Annotated in this window: 16 protein-coding genes; 8 read left to right on the top strand and 8 right to left on the bottom strand. The window is 42.8% G+C overall.

Annotation, left to right across the window (positions count from 1 at the left end; translation table 11 throughout):
• Position 1: 1 nt before the first annotated feature.
• Both rbsK and LPKJCM_RS03570 read left to right on the top strand, forming a co-directional pair.
• The gene (gene rbsK / locus LPKJCM_RS03575) at positions 2 to 919 is read left to right on the top strand and encodes a ribokinase (RefSeq protein ID WP_057963011.1); all 918 of its coding nucleotides are present in this window, start codon (positions 2 to 4) and stop codon (positions 917 to 919) included.
• 190 nt (positions 920 to 1,109) lie between these two features.
• A complete protein-coding gene (locus LPKJCM_RS03570) occupies positions 1,110 to 1,328 on the top strand; it encodes a hypothetical protein (RefSeq protein WP_057963010.1) in 219 nt (72 codons plus the stop codon).
• Between the two features lie 366 nt (positions 1,329 to 1,694).
• Here the strand turns inward: LPKJCM_RS03570 and LPKJCM_RS03565 are convergent, their stop codons facing one another.
• The 4 genes from LPKJCM_RS03565 to LPKJCM_RS03550 all read right to left on the bottom strand — a co-directional run bounded on the left by LPKJCM_RS03565 (position 1,695) and on the right by LPKJCM_RS03550 (position 5,649).
• Positions 1,695 to 2,654 (bottom strand): ADP-ribosylglycohydrolase family protein, encoded by a 960-nt coding sequence (locus LPKJCM_RS03565; RefSeq protein WP_057963009.1) that lies wholly within the window; start codon positions 2,652 to 2,654, stop codon positions 1,695 to 1,697.
• A 38-nt stretch (positions 2,655 to 2,692) separates the two neighbouring features.
• On the bottom strand, positions 2,693 to 3,643 hold the full coding sequence (locus LPKJCM_RS03560) for a diacylglycerol/lipid kinase family protein (protein WP_057963008.1): 951 nt from the start codon (positions 3,641 to 3,643) through the stop codon (positions 2,693 to 2,695).
• A gap of 102 nt (positions 3,644 to 3,745) precedes the next feature.
• Complete coding sequence (gene rnjA / locus LPKJCM_RS03555; protein WP_057963007.1) at positions 3,746 to 5,431, bottom strand: ribonuclease J1; 1,686 nt, start codon at positions 5,429 to 5,431, stop codon at positions 3,746 to 3,748.
• Entirely contained in the window at positions 5,428 to 5,649 is a 222-nt protein-coding gene (locus LPKJCM_RS03550) for a DNA-directed RNA polymerase subunit epsilon (protein ID WP_020281887.1), read from the bottom strand. The genes rnjA and LPKJCM_RS03550 overlap by 4 nt, the downstream gene beginning before the upstream one ends.
• 192 nt (positions 5,650 to 5,841) lie before the next feature.
• Between LPKJCM_RS03550 and LPKJCM_RS03545 the strand changes: the two genes are divergently transcribed.
• Entirely contained in the window at positions 5,842 to 6,336 is a 495-nt protein-coding gene (locus LPKJCM_RS03545) for a hypothetical protein (protein ID WP_057963006.1), read from the top strand.
• Between the two features lie 10 nt (positions 6,337 to 6,346).
• Here the strand turns inward: LPKJCM_RS03545 and LPKJCM_RS03540 are convergent, their stop codons facing one another.
• The gene (locus LPKJCM_RS03540) at positions 6,347 to 7,249 is read right to left on the bottom strand and encodes a helix-turn-helix domain-containing protein (RefSeq protein WP_057963005.1); all 903 of its coding nucleotides are present in this window, start codon (positions 7,247 to 7,249) and stop codon (positions 6,347 to 6,349) included.
• A 99-nt stretch (positions 7,250 to 7,348) separates the two neighbouring features.
• Here LPKJCM_RS03540 and LPKJCM_RS03535 point away from each other — a divergent pair, with 99 nt between their 5' ends.
• The gene (locus LPKJCM_RS03535) at positions 7,349 to 8,635 is read left to right on the top strand and encodes an MFS transporter (RefSeq protein ID WP_057963004.1); all 1,287 of its coding nucleotides are present in this window, start codon (positions 7,349 to 7,351) and stop codon (positions 8,633 to 8,635) included.
• A gap of 208 nt (positions 8,636 to 8,843) precedes the next feature.
• Here LPKJCM_RS03535 and LPKJCM_RS12885 read toward each other — a convergent pair whose 3' ends face one another.
• The 3 genes from LPKJCM_RS12885 to def all read right to left on the bottom strand — a co-directional run bounded on the left by LPKJCM_RS12885 (position 8,844) and on the right by def (position 10,930).
• The gene (locus LPKJCM_RS12885) at positions 8,844 to 9,713 is read right to left on the bottom strand and encodes an IS3 family transposase (RefSeq protein WP_233156220.1); all 870 of its coding nucleotides are present in this window, start codon (positions 9,711 to 9,713) and stop codon (positions 8,844 to 8,846) included.
• Positions 9,698 to 10,222, bottom strand: a complete 525-nt coding sequence (locus LPKJCM_RS13435; protein WP_057911394.1) for a helix-turn-helix domain-containing protein — start codon at positions 10,220 to 10,222, stop codon at positions 9,698 to 9,700. The genes LPKJCM_RS12885 and LPKJCM_RS13435 overlap by 16 nt, the downstream gene beginning before the upstream one ends.
• 141 nt (positions 10,223 to 10,363) lie before the next feature.
• Positions 10,364 to 10,930, bottom strand: coding sequence for a peptide deformylase (gene def / locus LPKJCM_RS03520; protein WP_057963003.1), 567 nt, complete (start codon positions 10,928 to 10,930; stop codon positions 10,364 to 10,366).
• Between the two features lie 289 nt (positions 10,931 to 11,219).
• Between def and pdhA the strand changes: the two genes are divergently transcribed.
• From pdhA to lpdA, 4 genes are read left to right on the top strand one after another with little or no spacing between them, the layout of a single operon-like run.
• Positions 11,220 to 12,341 carry a pyruvate dehydrogenase (acetyl-transferring) E1 component subunit alpha gene (gene pdhA / locus LPKJCM_RS03515; RefSeq protein ID WP_087069542.1) on the top strand — a complete coding sequence of 374 codons (1,122 nt, stop codon included), beginning with the start codon at positions 11,220 to 11,222 and terminating at the stop codon, positions 12,339 to 12,341.
• Between the two features lie 2 nt (positions 12,342 to 12,343).
• Positions 12,344 to 13,321 carry an alpha-ketoacid dehydrogenase subunit beta gene (locus LPKJCM_RS03510; protein ID WP_013727558.1) on the top strand — a complete coding sequence of 326 codons (978 nt, stop codon included), beginning with the start codon at positions 12,344 to 12,346 and terminating at the stop codon, positions 13,319 to 13,321.
• 35 nt (positions 13,322 to 13,356) lie between these two features.
• Positions 13,357 to 14,694, top strand: coding sequence for a 2-oxo acid dehydrogenase subunit E2 (locus LPKJCM_RS03505; RefSeq protein ID WP_057963002.1), 1,338 nt, complete (start codon positions 13,357 to 13,359; stop codon positions 14,692 to 14,694).
• 7 nt (positions 14,695 to 14,701) lie between these two features.
• Positions 14,702 to 16,126, top strand: a complete 1,425-nt coding sequence (lpdA, locus tag LPKJCM_RS03500) for a dihydrolipoyl dehydrogenase (protein WP_057963001.1) — start codon at positions 14,702 to 14,704, stop codon at positions 16,124 to 16,126.
• Positions 16,127 to 16,411 lie beyond the last annotated feature (285 nt).

Here is a 16,411-nt window from a genome sequence, read left to right as displayed (position 1 = left end):
TATGACAAATAAAGTGGTTGTGCTTGGAAGTCTAAACGTTGATACAACATTGCACATTGACCAGATGCCAAAGCCGGGGGAAACGATTAGTGCCAAAAGTAAAACTAACTCAGCGGGTGGTAAAGGTGCCAATCAAGCGGTTGCGGCTGCCCGTTCTGGTGCAACAACCAGTTTCATTGGTCAAGTGGGCGATGACTCAAACGGCGTTTTTATGATTGATGCCTTAAAACTTGATGGCATTAATACAGCTCACGTGGGCATTAGTCAAGATGAGGGGACTGGATCTGCGGTCATTCTTTTGGACAGTCAAGGCCAAAACAGTATCATGGTTTATGGGGGCGCTAATCAAGCGATGAAAACCGAAATGATTGCTGAAAGCCAAGCACTCATCGAAAGTGCCGATGTTTTGATTTCCGAATTTGAAACGCCTCAAGAAGTTACTTACGAAGCGTTCAAGCTGGCGAAACAGCATGGCGTTACCACGATTCTAAATCCCGCCCCAGCCTCCAAAATTATCTATGGGTTACTTGAAGTGACTGATTTGATTGTTCCGAACGAAACTGAAAGTGCCACATTGACGGGTATCAAAGTCAACGATACTGATTCAATGGATCAAAATGCTGCTAAATTCAGTGAGATGGGCATTGAGAATTTAATTATTACGGTAGGCGATCGGGGAGCTTATTACCATACCCCAACCGGCAGCGGATTTGTACCCGCCTTCAAAGTAAAGGCTCAGGATACAACCGCAGCCGGGGATACTTTTATTGGGGCTTTTAGTTCGCAAATTGATAAAGATTTGACAAATATTGAAGAAGCTCTGATTTACGCCCAAAAGGCGTCTTCCCTTACCGTCCAACGTTTGGGGGCTTTACCTTCCATTCCAACAGCAGAAGAAATTAAAGCAGAATACAATTAATATTATCCAAATCATTAGTTTAACTTTGGTGAGAGAAGTGTTTTCTGGCTGGGTGTTGCTTTCTTGGATTTTATCTGGTAGTATATCCAGACGTTAGCAGGAAATGTTAAAAAATTGATAACATTCCCGTGTTAGAATCCAGTGTTGATAAATTGAAATTCAAATTCAATGTTCAAAGGAGTTTATAGCTATGAGTAATAAGTTAGAAATTCTGAGAGAATACCAAAAGGCATCCTCGAAGCTTGATCAATTAAAGTCTGAAGAAGCGGACAAAATCAAGTCTACCCCAGTGAATACGAGTTCTACTGAAGTAATCACACCACAGTTTGGAAACGAAATGACGCATTTGAATCAAGAATGTATGCAGCTCAACATGATCTTAGAAGCAATGGATGCTTCTGAAGACTAGATTGTGTGTTAACGGGATCGTCTAAGGACGGTGCCGTTTTTTTAGAGTGGGACTTAAAGCGGTTAGTTTCCAGAATATAAGCCAGCAATCTGAATATCCGGGGTTTTGGATATTCAGATTGCTGGCTTATATGGCCGGAAACTGCTTTAATTCCCACGTTTCAGTAAGATGATAGTCGAAATGATCAAGGACGGGTGAGGCGACAACTATTTTTGTCTCACCTTCTTTTTATCATCACGTGTTCCACTGAACGCAAAAATAAGGCAGGTAGCGGTGAAGACACTCATCGTTATCTGCCTTATTTGGCGTTCAATTGAAGTTTTCGTGTTTTATGGGGGAGTGTGGTCCGTGAACAGCCAACCGGCTTTAGAAGTTGTCTGATAGTAAGGCCACAGACACCGCAATCTTCATCTGATTTCTTCCCTGTAATTTTGACAGCCAGTTTTCAGGAAAGGTCACCGGCGCAAACAGCAGCGATGCCAGCATCGAAGTAATCGAGCCGATAGTATCCGCATTACTGCCAAGATTGACCGCTTTTGACACGGCAACGTTATATTGTTCCGAATTCATTAGGCACCAAAAAACGGCGTTGAGGGTCGCAATCACGTCACTTGATGGCCTTAGTTTGGTGCTTGACTGTCGCAGGAAGTGAGACTCCTCTAATTGCTCAAAAAACGGCACCTGAGCGGCGTACTGATCTTTTGAACGGTAATAGTCCAGTGCTTCCTTAACCGCTCTCAGCATGGCGTATTTATTCGGATTTTGAATCAATCGAATAATGACATTGGTCAAAATCCCAGAGCCAATAAAAGTTTTGGGGGTTCGGTTGGTCGTGGCAGTGTAGTCATGAATTATATCGGCGACGGTTTCATTGAATGTGTACTGTTGGTTCTTTGTTAAAATGTAAAACGCCAATGGCATCAGTCGCTTAAGCGCGGTGTTGTCATTATCAGAATCGAGTGTGCCGCCGCATAGGACCGGCGTGGTTCCCTTATCGAAGCGTTCAATTGCGGCTTTTGAGGTATTATCCACATCATATGCGTTGTTGAAGGGGGTGTAATCACCGAAATGATACCATTGCGAATAACGGGTCATCAGGTCATACAGGTTATATCCAAAGGTTAAACTAACCAAAGAGGCAATTGACAGAGAGGTATCATCAGACCACGTGCCGGCTGGAATTTGATTTGTCCGGTGTTCGACCATCTCATGAATTGGGTCATCGAAGGGATTTGGACGTGTATCGTGTTGAATCGGGTATCCAAGCGCGTCACCCAGAGCAACTGCTGTTAATGATTGGAATAAAAGGGAGCTGGTTGAATACATAGAATTACCTCGTCGTTAGTTTTTCGCGATACTGAAACTTATCGGACCCAAAACGGATATTTGATCGTGTTGAGCTTCAGATTATAGGACCGCGCACCAAGCTCTTCACCATCAATTTGACCTAGCCGATTACCATTTGTTTTGATAAACAGCTCTTTTTCATGATAATGATGAATAAATTTAAGTCGTAAGTGCCTCTTTAAAAATATCATAGATATAAATAAAATCAATTGCCAAAGGCTCGGTTTTTCGACTACGACCAAATCAAGATGGTCATCAAATACTGATGCAGTGGGCACGATGTTGATGCCACCCCCAAAATAAGGAATATCTGTTGTGGTTAATAAAAATACGTTATCAAATGTCACTTCAGGCACATTTGCTGGTTGGATTTCGGCGTGGAATCCTTGAAAATGGATGATGACGTTTAATATAGCCGCCATGTATGAAAACTTCCCGAAGAATTGGTGGGTTTTTAATGAAGATTTATTTGCCAGGTGAACAACGGTCGCGTCAAAGCCGATCCCCAGATTGTTGGTAAAGAAGCCTTCCAAATGATGATCGAGGTCAACATAGTGACCCACGTTGATGATCTTGGAAGTTGCGCCACTTAAAATGTCAGCGAGCGCGTTTTCCCACTTTAAGGGGATCTTCAATCCGCGGGCGAAGTCGTTTCCCGAACCCACTGGTAGAAAGGCAGTTGGCACTTGATGGTCGTGGGGATGGGCTTGGTAGTATCGCTGACACCCCAAGAGTGTTTCGTGAAGGGTGCCATCGCCGCCAGCAGCAATCAGCACGGCATCAGCTGGACTAGTGGTATCAAGCTCATCGAGAATCTGTTCGGACAGTTCAATCGCATGGTTAGGGTAGGCGGTGTACAGTGTTTGATAATCCGCATGCGAAGCGGCCAGCTGCCTTTGAATAGCTGGCCATACTTTCTTGGCATTATCACCACCCGCATGTAAATTAATAATGATGAAATATTTCATTGGCGAATGGGCTCCCAACTTAGATGGTTTTACGTAAAAAACTTGAGAATCGAATATGGCTATCCGCTTCTCAAGTTTTCTAATGAGTTTCGTTCAGTTTGGTTATTCCTTACCATTCATGATTAACATCGGTAAAATCATTGGATGTCTTTCGGTCTTGTTGTAAAGAAATTCTTGAAGGTCATCAATAATTGCATTTCTAATTGAAGACTCAGTTGCCTTCTTTGCCAGCATTGATTTTCGAATGGTCTTAAAGACTCGGCGTCTTCCTTCATCCAAGAGCTCACCGGATTCTCGCATGTAAACGAAGCCACGGGACAAGATATCTGGACCGGATTGGATTTCCTGGTTGGTGAGGTTAATCGTTGCGACGACCACAACAATGCCTTCTTCAGAAAGCAGTTGACGGTCGCGTAAGACAACGTTACCAACGTCACCGATGCCACTGCCGTCAATATAAACATCCCCGGCAGTGAAGTGACCGGCCATCCGAGCGCTATCTTTTGAAAGGGCAAGCACATCACCATTTTGCATGATAAAGCTGTGATCAAGCGGCACGCCACATTGTTCAGCAAGTTCCGTATGAATCTTCAGCATTCTGTACTCACCATGAATCGGCATGAAGAACTTTGGCTTCATCAAGCGCAGCATTAACTTCTGTTCTTCTTGGCCACCATGTCCGGAAGTATGAATGTTGTTCACACGACCATGAATGACATTAGCGCCAGCTTCTTCAAGCTTATTGATAACACTGTTAACGCTGGTTGTGTTACCAGGAATTGGATTACTTGAAAAGATAACCGTATCGCCAGGCTGAATGGAAATCTGACGGTGAGTACCGTTGGCAATCCTTGAGAGGGCGGCCATTGGTTCACCTTGAGAGCCTGTACACAGGATCAAAGTTTTGTTAGCCGGTAGAGACTGCAGTTCATGAGCGTCAACAAAAGCGTCGTCCGGGATATCAAGGTAGCCCAGTTCACGACCATTGACAATTGCTGCATCCATGCTTCGACCAAAGACGGCAATTTTGCGTCCATGTGCCATGGCATTATCGCAGGCGGTTTTAATCCGAGAAATGTTGGAGGCAAAAGTTGCAAAAATGATTCTGTCTTCAATATTATCAAAAATGTGGGCAATCGAAGTGCCAACCCATTTTTCAGACTTGGTCCAAATTGGCTTTTCGGCGTTGGTGCTGTCAGACATCAAACAAAGGACGCCTTCTGCACCCAGTCGGGCCATTTCTTGAAGATCAGGCGGCTGATTGGTGACAGGTGTGAGGTCGAACTTGTAATCACCAGTTTCCACGATCACGCCCACCGGTGTGTGAACGGCAATCCCAACCGTATCAGGAATCGAGTGGGTGGTTCTGAAGAATGAAACTTTCATTTTTCGGAACTTCAGAACCGACTTGTCACTAATTTCGTGCAATTCCACGGAATTTAACAAACCGTGTTCTTCTAATTTATTCTTAATCAGTGCCATCGCAAGTGGTCCGGCATAAATAGGGACATTTAAAACTTTCATCAAATATGGCACACCACCGATATGGTCTTCGTGACCATGGGTGATGACCAAAGCTTTGATCTTATCCTTATTTTCAACCAGATACTGGTAGTCTGGAATGACATAATCGACACCCAGGAGATCATCTTCGGGAAATTTAATTCCCGCATCAATCAGGATAATCTCATCCTGAAATTGGATCCCGTAAGTGTTCTTACCGATTTCACCCAAACCACCAACGCCATAGATAGCTGCTTCGTTATTCTTGACGTTTAGTTTTTTCATTTATTATTAAACTCCGTTACTTTGTAATCAGGATTACTTTGCTCATACTCCAAATGCTTTCCTTGGAGGGGTTCGATGAATTCAATATCGTAATCGGTATTGTCTTCAACTAACGCGTGAGCTTCAACCTCTGTGTCGGCCTCAACATAGAGAGAATGAGTCGTTTCCCGGCGAGGACTTTCCTTCTTGCTGGGTTGATATAAAACCTTCCAAATCATAAAAAAACTCCTTTAAAATTAAACAATTTTTTTGCAGAAGCACGAGGCTTCTTTACGGACAAGTGGTTGTGAAAACACAACTAATAACGATATTCTACCATAATCTAAAAAATAAGTATATAAACATGAAAGTAATCAACTCGCACCATTGCATGGTAAAATTAACCCAATGAAAAGAAATGGGGCTCAGTTATGAACATCGATTTGATTATTCAAATTATCATCGGGTTGGTTGCGGCTTTTGCTGTTTACAATTTGATTCATTATATCTTTGTAACGAGACCTGGCAGAAAACGGCTCGCATTGGCCCAGCGGATTACCAATGAAGCAGTGAAAACGGCTGTTAATAAGCTGGTTGAACAAAAGATCATCTTACCGTTTGATGAAAGTGATTTTAAATCTGAAGATATCGCCGAGGTATGGGGAAGAGGCGTCATGGCCTTTGAATACCACCTGCCAAAGGCGACGATTGAAAGCCCAATCTCTGAGTTTAGAAAGGCTTTGGCGGGTACGCTTGAGCAATATGGTGATAATCATCATATGCACGCACATACTGAGCAGGCTGATCGGCCGGCCTTCATCGTGACGGATGTCTGGCAATTGGCTGATCGGGTGCATTTTGATGTTGCTTATCTGGTGAACGTGACGACGATTGAATATGTGGATGATTTGAAGCGGCTTCATTAGCAATCATCGGCTAGTCAGTGTGATTGGCTTTTCGATACTGCTGGGCCAATCGCTTGCGCACGTTGATGATTGCCAAAAGATTGTGATCCACAGGTGGCGAATAGAGATTTTCAACAGCGACGAGCTTGGCAATCAGGGTCAAGCCCTTTTTTTCGCCGCCAAAATAAAGCTCCCAGATTGCTGTGATCAATTGTTGCTGGAGTCGGCCAGCCCAACTTAAGTCTAAAGTATTGAGCCGGCTAACTTTAGTTAAGATTTCTTTTGCCGAATGATATTGGGCTAGGTTGAGGTCGATTTGAAAAAGAGAAAGGTACAGATCCATTAATTCATCGGCGATGTGAAAGGGGTCGTCCACCGCACCAAGGTATTTTTGGCAGTTGTTCTCGAATCTTTCAACAATTTCTGGAATCAATTTTTCTTGATGACGACTGACCGCAATTGGCAGTAGAATTTGGGCTTTCCTAATTTCCTCAAGCGTCCAAGTCTTTGACGCAAAAAGGGTGTCCCACAGATTTTTCATTGCTGGTGTGACGGTGAACGTTTTTGAATAATAAGTGACGACCAATATTTGACCCATCGCAGCGACCGATTTGTAACTGAGGTTGCTGCGCTTTTTGGTTTCATCGATAATTCGGCCCATCGTTTGAAGGTCGTGGCCGTTATATGCGCGTAGTAAGCGCCTTCTTAGTGAGGTTGCAGCAGGCTCTTGATAGTCGTTTTGAATAAAACGGAATTCATTGGGCGAAATGGACAGATTATCTAAAATCTTGAATAATTTAGCCGCACTGATATCATTTTCACCATTTTCAAATCGATGGGCAAATGATCGTGACATCACGCCTGAGTACACTTCGCTTTGAGTGAAGCCTTTAATTTGTCGAATCATTTTAACCGTTTGACCAATTGTTTTCATAAGGCCCTCCCACGTGGCATATATGCAACATATTTTACATCTATCCCTTTAATATTGGTAGTAGCATCCAGGTAATCAAAATTAAAGCGGGTGCTGACAATGGAAATTAGTGATCACGAGTCAAATATGCAGGTTTTAAAAGATGTATCAAGTAACTTCATCAGTACTTTTTGTGGCGACATGTTTTCATTCGCGCTGGGGCTTATGTTGCTGCGGGCGACGGGGATGTCTTTAAGCTTTGGATTATCAATGATTATTATGCCGATTGTGACTTTGATCGGGTTAGTGCCAATTGGTAATGTGGTAGATACTTATCCGCACGAGCGGATTTTGATTATCAGTTTGGTTGTTCGGATCGTTGCATTATCCGTGTACGCAGCCACGGTTGGCCGCTTTACCGGCGTCGGGAAATTGATTCCAACAATTGGGTGTCTGATTATCAATTACGCATCGGTCAATCTCTCAAATTCCGGTTATCTTGCTTCAGTCCATGAATTAGTCAATGATGCTCACATCCAAAAATTGAACTCTCTGAGTCAATCTTCAGCCTCATTTGCCTCAACATTCTCCCCCATAGTGGCTGCCGGATTATATGCGTTAGTCGGTTTTAATCTATTCATCATCTTTCAGCTGATGGCGCATCTAATCGCACTGGGAATTCTCTTGACCATGAACCTCCATTATGTACATCCAAATCAAGTAAGTAAGGCCCCACAAGAATCTCAGTGGGCAAAATTTAAACTGGGATTGGATTATTTGATGACGCAAGCCTTTTTACGATACCTCATTTGTATTGCGCTGTTTTTGAATTTCATTTTTGCCGTTATCAATGTTGGCTTACCGTATATCGTCGTGGAACATCTGCACTTGGGGAATGTGACGCTTGGAATTTTGAATTCCGCTGATGCCCTTGGCATGTTGATTGGGAATTTGGTCATTAGCGTCTCGCCAGAATTGCGACATTTGGCAAAAATATTGACCATCACCATGATCATCATTGGGACAGGATTGATGGGTGTCGGGACGTTGTTGATGGTTGCTTTTGACAAATTGATGGTTCAATTGGTGGGGTCTTTGATGTTGTTTTCGGTAGGGATGTCACTGGCCTTTATGAACACGCCTTTTGGCATTTACATGCAAAAAACCGTTCCGACTGAACTAATGGGCAGGGTATCGTCCACCGAAATGTCTTTGAATATGATGTCAATTTCCTTAGGAACCGTCTTTTATTCATTTATTTTCCAACTCATTCCAAACGGAAGTGTCTTCATTGTGTCTGGAATCATTTTGGTTGCTGTCACTGGGTTGACGATGCCAAGCTTTATGCATATTCAAATGCCGACTAGCGATCAAGACCCCAAAAGAGCCGATCTTCAACATCGGTAGTTTTAAATCAATTGGTAATATGTCTATAAGTAAAACGGTTTGTTACAAAACCAATGAAAAGGAGGCATTGACTTACAAAAAGTTCATTCGTTATTCGTTCACAAGGCATGACCAAACTGCTGTGGCAAGGCGGACACCAATGTTGGCAAAATCGGTTGAATCAAAAAAGCCGGGCATGAAGTGAACCCTGCAAGTTGGACACTTTAATTTAGGCAACTTTTCCTAAGGCAAGATTCCGATATTTAATCGGCGTCTTGCCTTTTAATTTATGCCTTATTCGATATTGGTTGTAATATACAATCCACGCCTTCATGGCTTTAATCAATTCCTGTTTGGTTTGATAATGATGATCATAATACAATTCAGCTTTCATGGTATGAAAGAAGCTCTCCATTGATGCATTGTCTAAGCAGGTTGCCCGGCGTGACATGCTTTGGAAAATATGATGCTTCTTTAGTGTCTGGCGCCATGTATTTGTTTGATATTGGATGCCTTGGTCACTATGAACGGTCATGCGGTAGCTAAGCACGGGCCGCTTATTAATTAGCTCGATTAATGGTTTCATCACAAAATCAGTAGTCGGGTGATCGCTAATATTATAACTAACGATCTCACCAGAACACAGATCTTTAATTGGCGAAAGATAAACCCTTTTGTCCTGGCTCATATTACCATAGCGATACTCACTCACATCAGTTACCATTTTCTGATAAGGACGATCAGTGTTAAACCGTCGGTTTAACCGATTCATAGCCTTCTTACCTTGGGGGCCAATCGATGAATCATATTTACGGGTTTGACGATTATACATTAGTGACGATAGCCCATTTTCACTCATCAGACGGCTAACTCGTTTGTGATTAGCCTTGATTCCACGGTGGTGTAGTTCATCGGTTACTGGTCGATATCCATAGCCGGGATTCTGTTGTTTGATGTCTTTAATGACTTGGAGTAATTCTTGATTATCTTTAGCTTCATGACGGTGTGCTTGGTAATAGAACGTACTCCGCTTAATGGTGGCGTATGGCAAAATCTCCGTTAAGCTAAATCCGAATTCGTGCCTTAGTTCTTGGATGATTTGATATTCTTCTTTGACTGTCCGCGACGTTGAACTAAGGCTTCGAGTTTTTTTAGATATTCGTTCTCCACTTTCAAAGCCCGATTATCAGCCTTCAAGCGCTCTAACTCTGATAACTGTTTCCTAGCTTGGTGATTATGGTTAGTCATCATGTGGTTTGCCCGTCCTCTTCTGGTAAACAAGGCCTCAATACCACGTTCTTTAAGCTTCCTCTGCCAATTAGCGATGGTCCCGGGATTACTAATATCAAATTGGAGTGCTGTTTGTGGATACGAGGCTTTGTGTTGTTTTTTCCAGTTTAAGACTTTTAGCTTAAAATCACCATCATAATCAAATTTTGGTGAACGAATTTCTAGGCCTTGAATACCATATTTTCGATAACGAGCAACCCATGTCTGCACAGATATTTTCCCTTTAATGCCTAATCTTCGGGCAATAGTCGGTGAACCGATTCCAGCTAAATACATTTGAACAGCTTTAAGTTTAACTTCAAAACTAAATTTAGTCATAGTAAAACCCCCATAGTTAGAATTTTTCATCCAACTATGGGGGTTCACTTCAGCAAAGTTTTGAGTTTGCTCGGCTTTTTAAATTGATTAGATTAGTTGAGACCCTTTTTGTTGATGTGTGAGCGGCTCATCTGCGGCACGCTAGTACACAAAGATCTCATCATCCGTTTTGGCATATGGATTATCTTTATTAATGTGATCATAAAAGAGGGTTCCATGAAGATGATCGATTTCATGCTGACAGACGATTGCCGGATAATTTTTCAGCCGAACTTTGTGTTCTTTGCCGTCAACGTCTTGATACTTCAAGGTAATTCTTGCTGCTCGAGGGACGTAGCCGGGGATGTCCTTATCAACGGACAGGCAGCCCTCGCCCTCGGTTAATGCACCGCGCTGAACGGAATTCGAAACAATCACCGGGTTAATAATGACGTCTTTGAAAACCGGTTCATCTTTTTCATCTTCGTCTTCGCTTGGTACTAGTACCGAGGCCATCATTTCAGAGATGCCAACCTGTGGGGCAGCTAAGCCGACACCGGCCCGTAGGCCTAACTTTTCACATTGCTCTGGATCTTGGCTGACTTCCAGATATTCCATCAGATCATGAGCCAGCTGTTTATCTTCTTTGCTCAAGGGAAATTTAACCTTTTGAGCTTGTTCGCGGAGAACTGGGTCCCCATCTCGTACAATATCCTTCATTAAAAACACACTAAAGACCTCCGAAAATATTTTAAGCATTAATTGAATAACTTCTATTCTAACTTAATTTTAACAAAAAAACACTATTCACAAAGTTGGTGAATTTTCACAAACTATACTCCCGCAAGCGGTTTCAAACCGAATTTTGTCAAGTGAAAATTATATTCAAAAAAGTTGGTTTCATCACAATGCAAGGGCTTGCAAACGTCGCTGAAAAATGCTAAATTTAACCTGTGGTTTAGAAGTGATCAGTTAGTGCATCACGAGTCTAGCTTTACAGGAAAGGAAAGTGTTATCTATGGCAGCAAAGAGTAAGCATGTTGTTGATTTTGCCAAGATCAAATCAACGATGAGCGATCCATATAAGAAACCGGTTCAGGTTATTGATGAAAACGGTAAAATAGTTAATCAAGAATTATTTGACCAATTCAGCGATGACGAACTAGTTACTCTGATGGAAAAGATGGTTTGGGAACGTGCATTGCATGAACAAACAATGAACTTTTCACGTCAGGGTCGATTAGGTTTCTATGCTCCTACTTACGGTGAGGAAGCCTCAGAGATGGGGATTGCCCACGCAATGAAGAAACAAGACTACCTATTCCCAGCATATCGTGATTTACCACAATTAATCCAACACGGTGCAACCGTTAAAGAGGGTTACTTATGGTCAAAAGGTCACTACCAAGCTTATGACTACGTACGACGCGGTGTACGTGCATTTATCCCACAAATTATTATTGGTGCTCAGTATGTTCAATCAGCTGGTGCAGCACTTGGAATCAAGAAGAACGGCGAGAAGGATACCGTTGCTTACACATTTACCGGTGATGGTGGTACTTCACAGGGTGACTTCTATGAAGGAATCAACTTTGCTAGTTCATTCCAGGCTCCAGAAGTATTCTTTGTTCAAAACAACGGTTGGGCAATTTCAGTTCCACGGAAGACTCAGACCGCCGCTGAAACCCTTGCACAAAAGGGTGTTGCTTCCGGCGTTCCTGGTGTTCAAGTTGATGGGATGGATATTCTGGCAACTTACTTGGTTGCAAAAGAAGCGCGTGACTTTGTTGTTGCCGGCAATGGTCCAGCATTAGTTGAAACCTTGACTTATCGTTTCGGTGCCCACAGTTCAGCTGGTGATGATCCTAGTCGTTACCGAACTAAGGAACAAGAAAAACCATGGTTTGACCGAGACCCACTAATTCGTCTGAGAAAAGTTTTGACTGACAAGAAGCTTTGGGATCAAGACAAAGAAGACAAATTAGTTGCTCAATACAAAGATGAATTTAAGGACGCAATGAAAGATGCCGAAGCTGCTCCTAAGCAAAAGGTTAGCGACTTCTTGAAGAACACATTTGAAGTTCCAACCCCAGACGTAGCAGCTGACATTAAGAAATACGAAGCAAAGGAGTCGAAGTAATCATGGCTAAAATGACATATATTAAAGCAATTACCAACGGACTTGACCAAGTATTACAAGACGATCCCAAGACTCTGATTTTTGGTGAAGATGTTGGTAAAAATGGTGGTGTGTTCCGGACAACTGAAGGCCTTCAAGATAAATATGGCGAAGACCGAGTATTTGATACCCCACTTGCTGAATCAGGAATTTTAGGAATGTCAATCGGACTTGCATTAACCGGCTGGCGTCCAATCCCAGAAATTCAATTTATGGGATTCACAATGGAAGCTGTTGATTCTGTTGGCGGTCAAATGTCACGTAACCGATTCCGTTTCTCAGGCGACGTTACAATGCCAATCACAATCAGAACCCCATTTGGTGGTGGTACCCATACTGCCGAACTTCACGGTGACTCACTAGAAAACTTATTCATTGGCATTCCAGGATTGCGAGTTGTAACACCTGCAAATCCTTATGATGCTAAAGGAATGGTCATCTCCGCCGTTGAAAATAACGATCCAGTATTATTCATGGAAAACCTGAAGCTTTATCGTTCAATGAAGGATGAAGTGCCAGACGGTCATTATACTGTTCCCCTAGACAAGGCCAATGTTGTTCGTGAAGGATCTGACATTACCGTTGTTGCTTACAGTGCCGAAGTTAACGAAGCACTAAAAGTGGCAGATAAATTAGAAAAAGAGAACATCTCAGTTGAAGTGATCGACTTACGTTCATTATCACCAATTGATGATGAAACAATCTTTGCTTCAATCGACAAGACTCACAAAGTAGTGATTGCCCAAGAAGCACAAAAGATGGCTGGTGCCGGAGCAAAAGTTGCTTCAGACATTGCTGAAAACGACATTATGTCATTGGATGCACCAATTGGCCGTGTTTCTGCTCCTGACAGTATCTTCCCATTTGCTATGGCTGAAAATGATTGGCTTCCAAATGCTGATGATATCGAAGCTAAAGTACGAGAAATTTTGAACTACTAAAATTCTAATTTGTTACAGAAAGGAAGTTAGATCCCATGGCTTATAAGTTTAAACTACCAGAGATGGGAGAAGGAATTACTGAAGGTGAAATCGCTACCTGGGATGTTAAAGTTGGCGATACCGTCAAGGAAGACGATCCGTTAGTTGAAATTCAAAACGACAAGTCTGTCCAAGAAATGCCATCTCCAGTTGCCGGAACCATTAAGAGTATTGAAAAGCAGGAAGGAGAAACTGCTGAAAAGGGTGACGTCTTAGTTGTCATTGACGATGGTTCTCCTGATGAGCCTGACGATGCCGCTCCAGCCGCACCTGCAAAGGAAGAAGCCGCACCTGCTCCTGCTAAAGAAGAAGCACCTGCACCAGCTGCCGCACCAGCACCTGCCGCTGCTCCAGCCGTAGTAACTGCTGCTCCAGCTGCTTCAAATCCAAACGCAATCGTGAAAGCAATGCCATCTGTTCGTCAATATGCACGTGACAAGGGTGTTGACATCACTGCTGTTCCTGCTACTGGAAATCACGGTCAGATAACTAAAGCTGACATTGATAACTTTAATCCAGCTGCCGCTCCTGCTGCACCGGCTGCCGCTGCACCCGCAGCTGCTCCTGCTGGCGAAGCAAAGGCTGCTGCCGGACAAGCTATCAAGCCTTGGAAGTCCGATCAGCCAGACCTTGAAACACGTGAACCAATGTCACCAATGCGTAAGATCATTGCTAAATCAATGCGGACATCTAAGGATATTGCCCCTCACGTAACGTCATTTGACGATGTTGAAGTCAGTGCTTTAATGGCTAACCGTAAGAAGTACAAACAAGCAGCTGCCGACCAAGATATTCATCTGACATTCTTACCTTACATTGTTAAGGCATTGGTTGCCGTTATGAAGAAATATCCTGAGTTCAATGCTTCGATTGATGACACCACTCAAGAAATTGTTTACAAGCACTACTTCAATGTTGGTATTGCAACCAACACTGACCATGGTCTGTATGTGCCAAACATCAAGAATGCCGATTCCAAGGGTATGTTTGAGATTGCCAAAGAAATTACTGATAACACCCAAGCCGCATATGACAACAAACTTGGTCCGGATACAATGAAGGGTGGTTCAATTACCATCAGTAACGTTGGTTCGATTGGCGGTGGCTGGTTCACACCAGTTATTAACCAACCTGAAGTTGCTATCTTAGGTGTTGGTAAGATTGCTAAGGAACCATATGTTGATCCAGAAGATAGTGAAATTAAAGTCGGCAACATGCTGAAACTTTCATTGAGCTACGATCACAGATTAATCGATGGTGCCCTTGCACAAAATGCTTTGAATTACATGAATCAATTGCTTCATGATCCAGCAATGCTGTTGATGGAAGGATGATCGAATAATGGCTGATGTTGAAAAGAAAGAAACAGTAATTATCGGAGCTGGCCCTGGTGGCTACGTTGCCGCAATCCGTGCATCCGAATTAGGACAAAAAGTAACCCTGATTGAAAAATCAGATACACTTGGCGGTGTTTGTTTAAACGTTGGTTGTGTTCCTTCCAAAGCTTTGATCGCTGCTGGGCATCGTCTCCAAGAAGCTAACGATGCTTCGACGTATGGGATTACAACTCAACCAGCTACAATCGATTTTGCTAAAACCCAGGAATGGAAGCAAAAGAAGGTTGTTGATCGAATGACCAGTGGTGTTAAGATGCTTCTGAACAAGCATAAGGTTGAAGTCATTCATGGTGAAGCCGTTCTTGACAGTGATACTCAATTAAGAGTAATGCCAACCGGACCGCAACAATTTATGAGTGCTGATACTGGAACCACTATTCAGTTTGATAACTTAATCATCGCCAGTGGATCCCACCCAATTGAAATCCCTGGTTTCAAGTTTGACGGTCGAGTTGTTGACTCAACCGGCGGCTTGAACCTGCCAGAAATTCCAAAAGAATTTGTCGTTATCGGTGGTGGTTACGTTGGAACCGAATTAGCTGGTGCATATGCTAACTTGGGTGCTCACGTTACAATCATTGAAGGACTGGATTCAATCTTGAATGGATTCTCCAAAGACATGGTTTCATTAGTTGTTAAGAACTTGAAGAAGAAGGGCGTTGATATCCATACCAGTGCTAAGGCAATTTCTTCAAGTCAAGATGACAACAGTGTGTCTGTTACCTATGAAGAAGATGGCAAACAGACAACCATTAAAGCAGATTACTGCATGGTCACTGTTGGCCGTCGTCCCAACACTGATGACCTTGGTTTGGAATACACCAAGGTTAAGTTGGACGATCATGGAATTGTTCAAACTAATATCCAAGGCAGAACCGATTCTGAACATATCTTTGCAATTGGTGATATTGCTTCAGGTCCTGCATTGGCTCATAAGGCATTCTTCCAAGGCAAAGTTGCTGCTGGGGCAATTTCTGGTAAGAACACTGCTAATGACTATGTTGGCGTTCCTGCAGTCTGCTTCTCAGACCCAGAAATTGCTGTCGTTGGGATGACACAAGCACAAGCCAAAGATAAGGACATTGAAGTTTCAACTTCGAAGTTCCCATTTGCAGGTAATGCGCGTGCTGTATCACTTGATCAAGCAGATGGATTTGTTCGGTTGATTTTCACCAAGGATGACAAGACCATTGTTGGTGGCGAAATTGTTGGACCCGGTGCAAGTGATTTAGTTGCTGAATTAAGTTTGGCAGTTAATAGTCACATGAATGTTGAGGACATTGCCCTTACCATTCATCCACATCCAACCTTGAGCGAACCAGTTCAAGAAGCTGCTGATGTTGGATTAGGATTCCCAACCCACATCTAAAAAGTAATTGTTTAATAAATCCGGGTTATCTCGGAACAAAGAGGCTGGGACAAAAGTCCTAGTTAACGCAAAAAAGCTTCGGAAATTTTTCCGAGGCTTTTTTGCATTTTATGTAGCATAGAGAATTCAACTCTGCTATTCTTAAATCGACAAAAACCCAAGGATAGGAGTGAATCTCTATGTACAAACATTATAACAATAATCAAACCAATTTAACATTACCACTGGAAATTTCAATGTCAGAAACGCATATTGTCCGTGCCATTAGCGCATTTGTGGACACGA

This window comes from Lentilactobacillus parakefiri (assembly GCF_002157585.1).
GTDB lineage: Bacteria > Bacillota > Bacilli > Lactobacillales > Lactobacillaceae > Lentilactobacillus > Lentilactobacillus parakefiri.
This window is presented reverse-complemented; position numbering and strand designations above follow the sequence as displayed.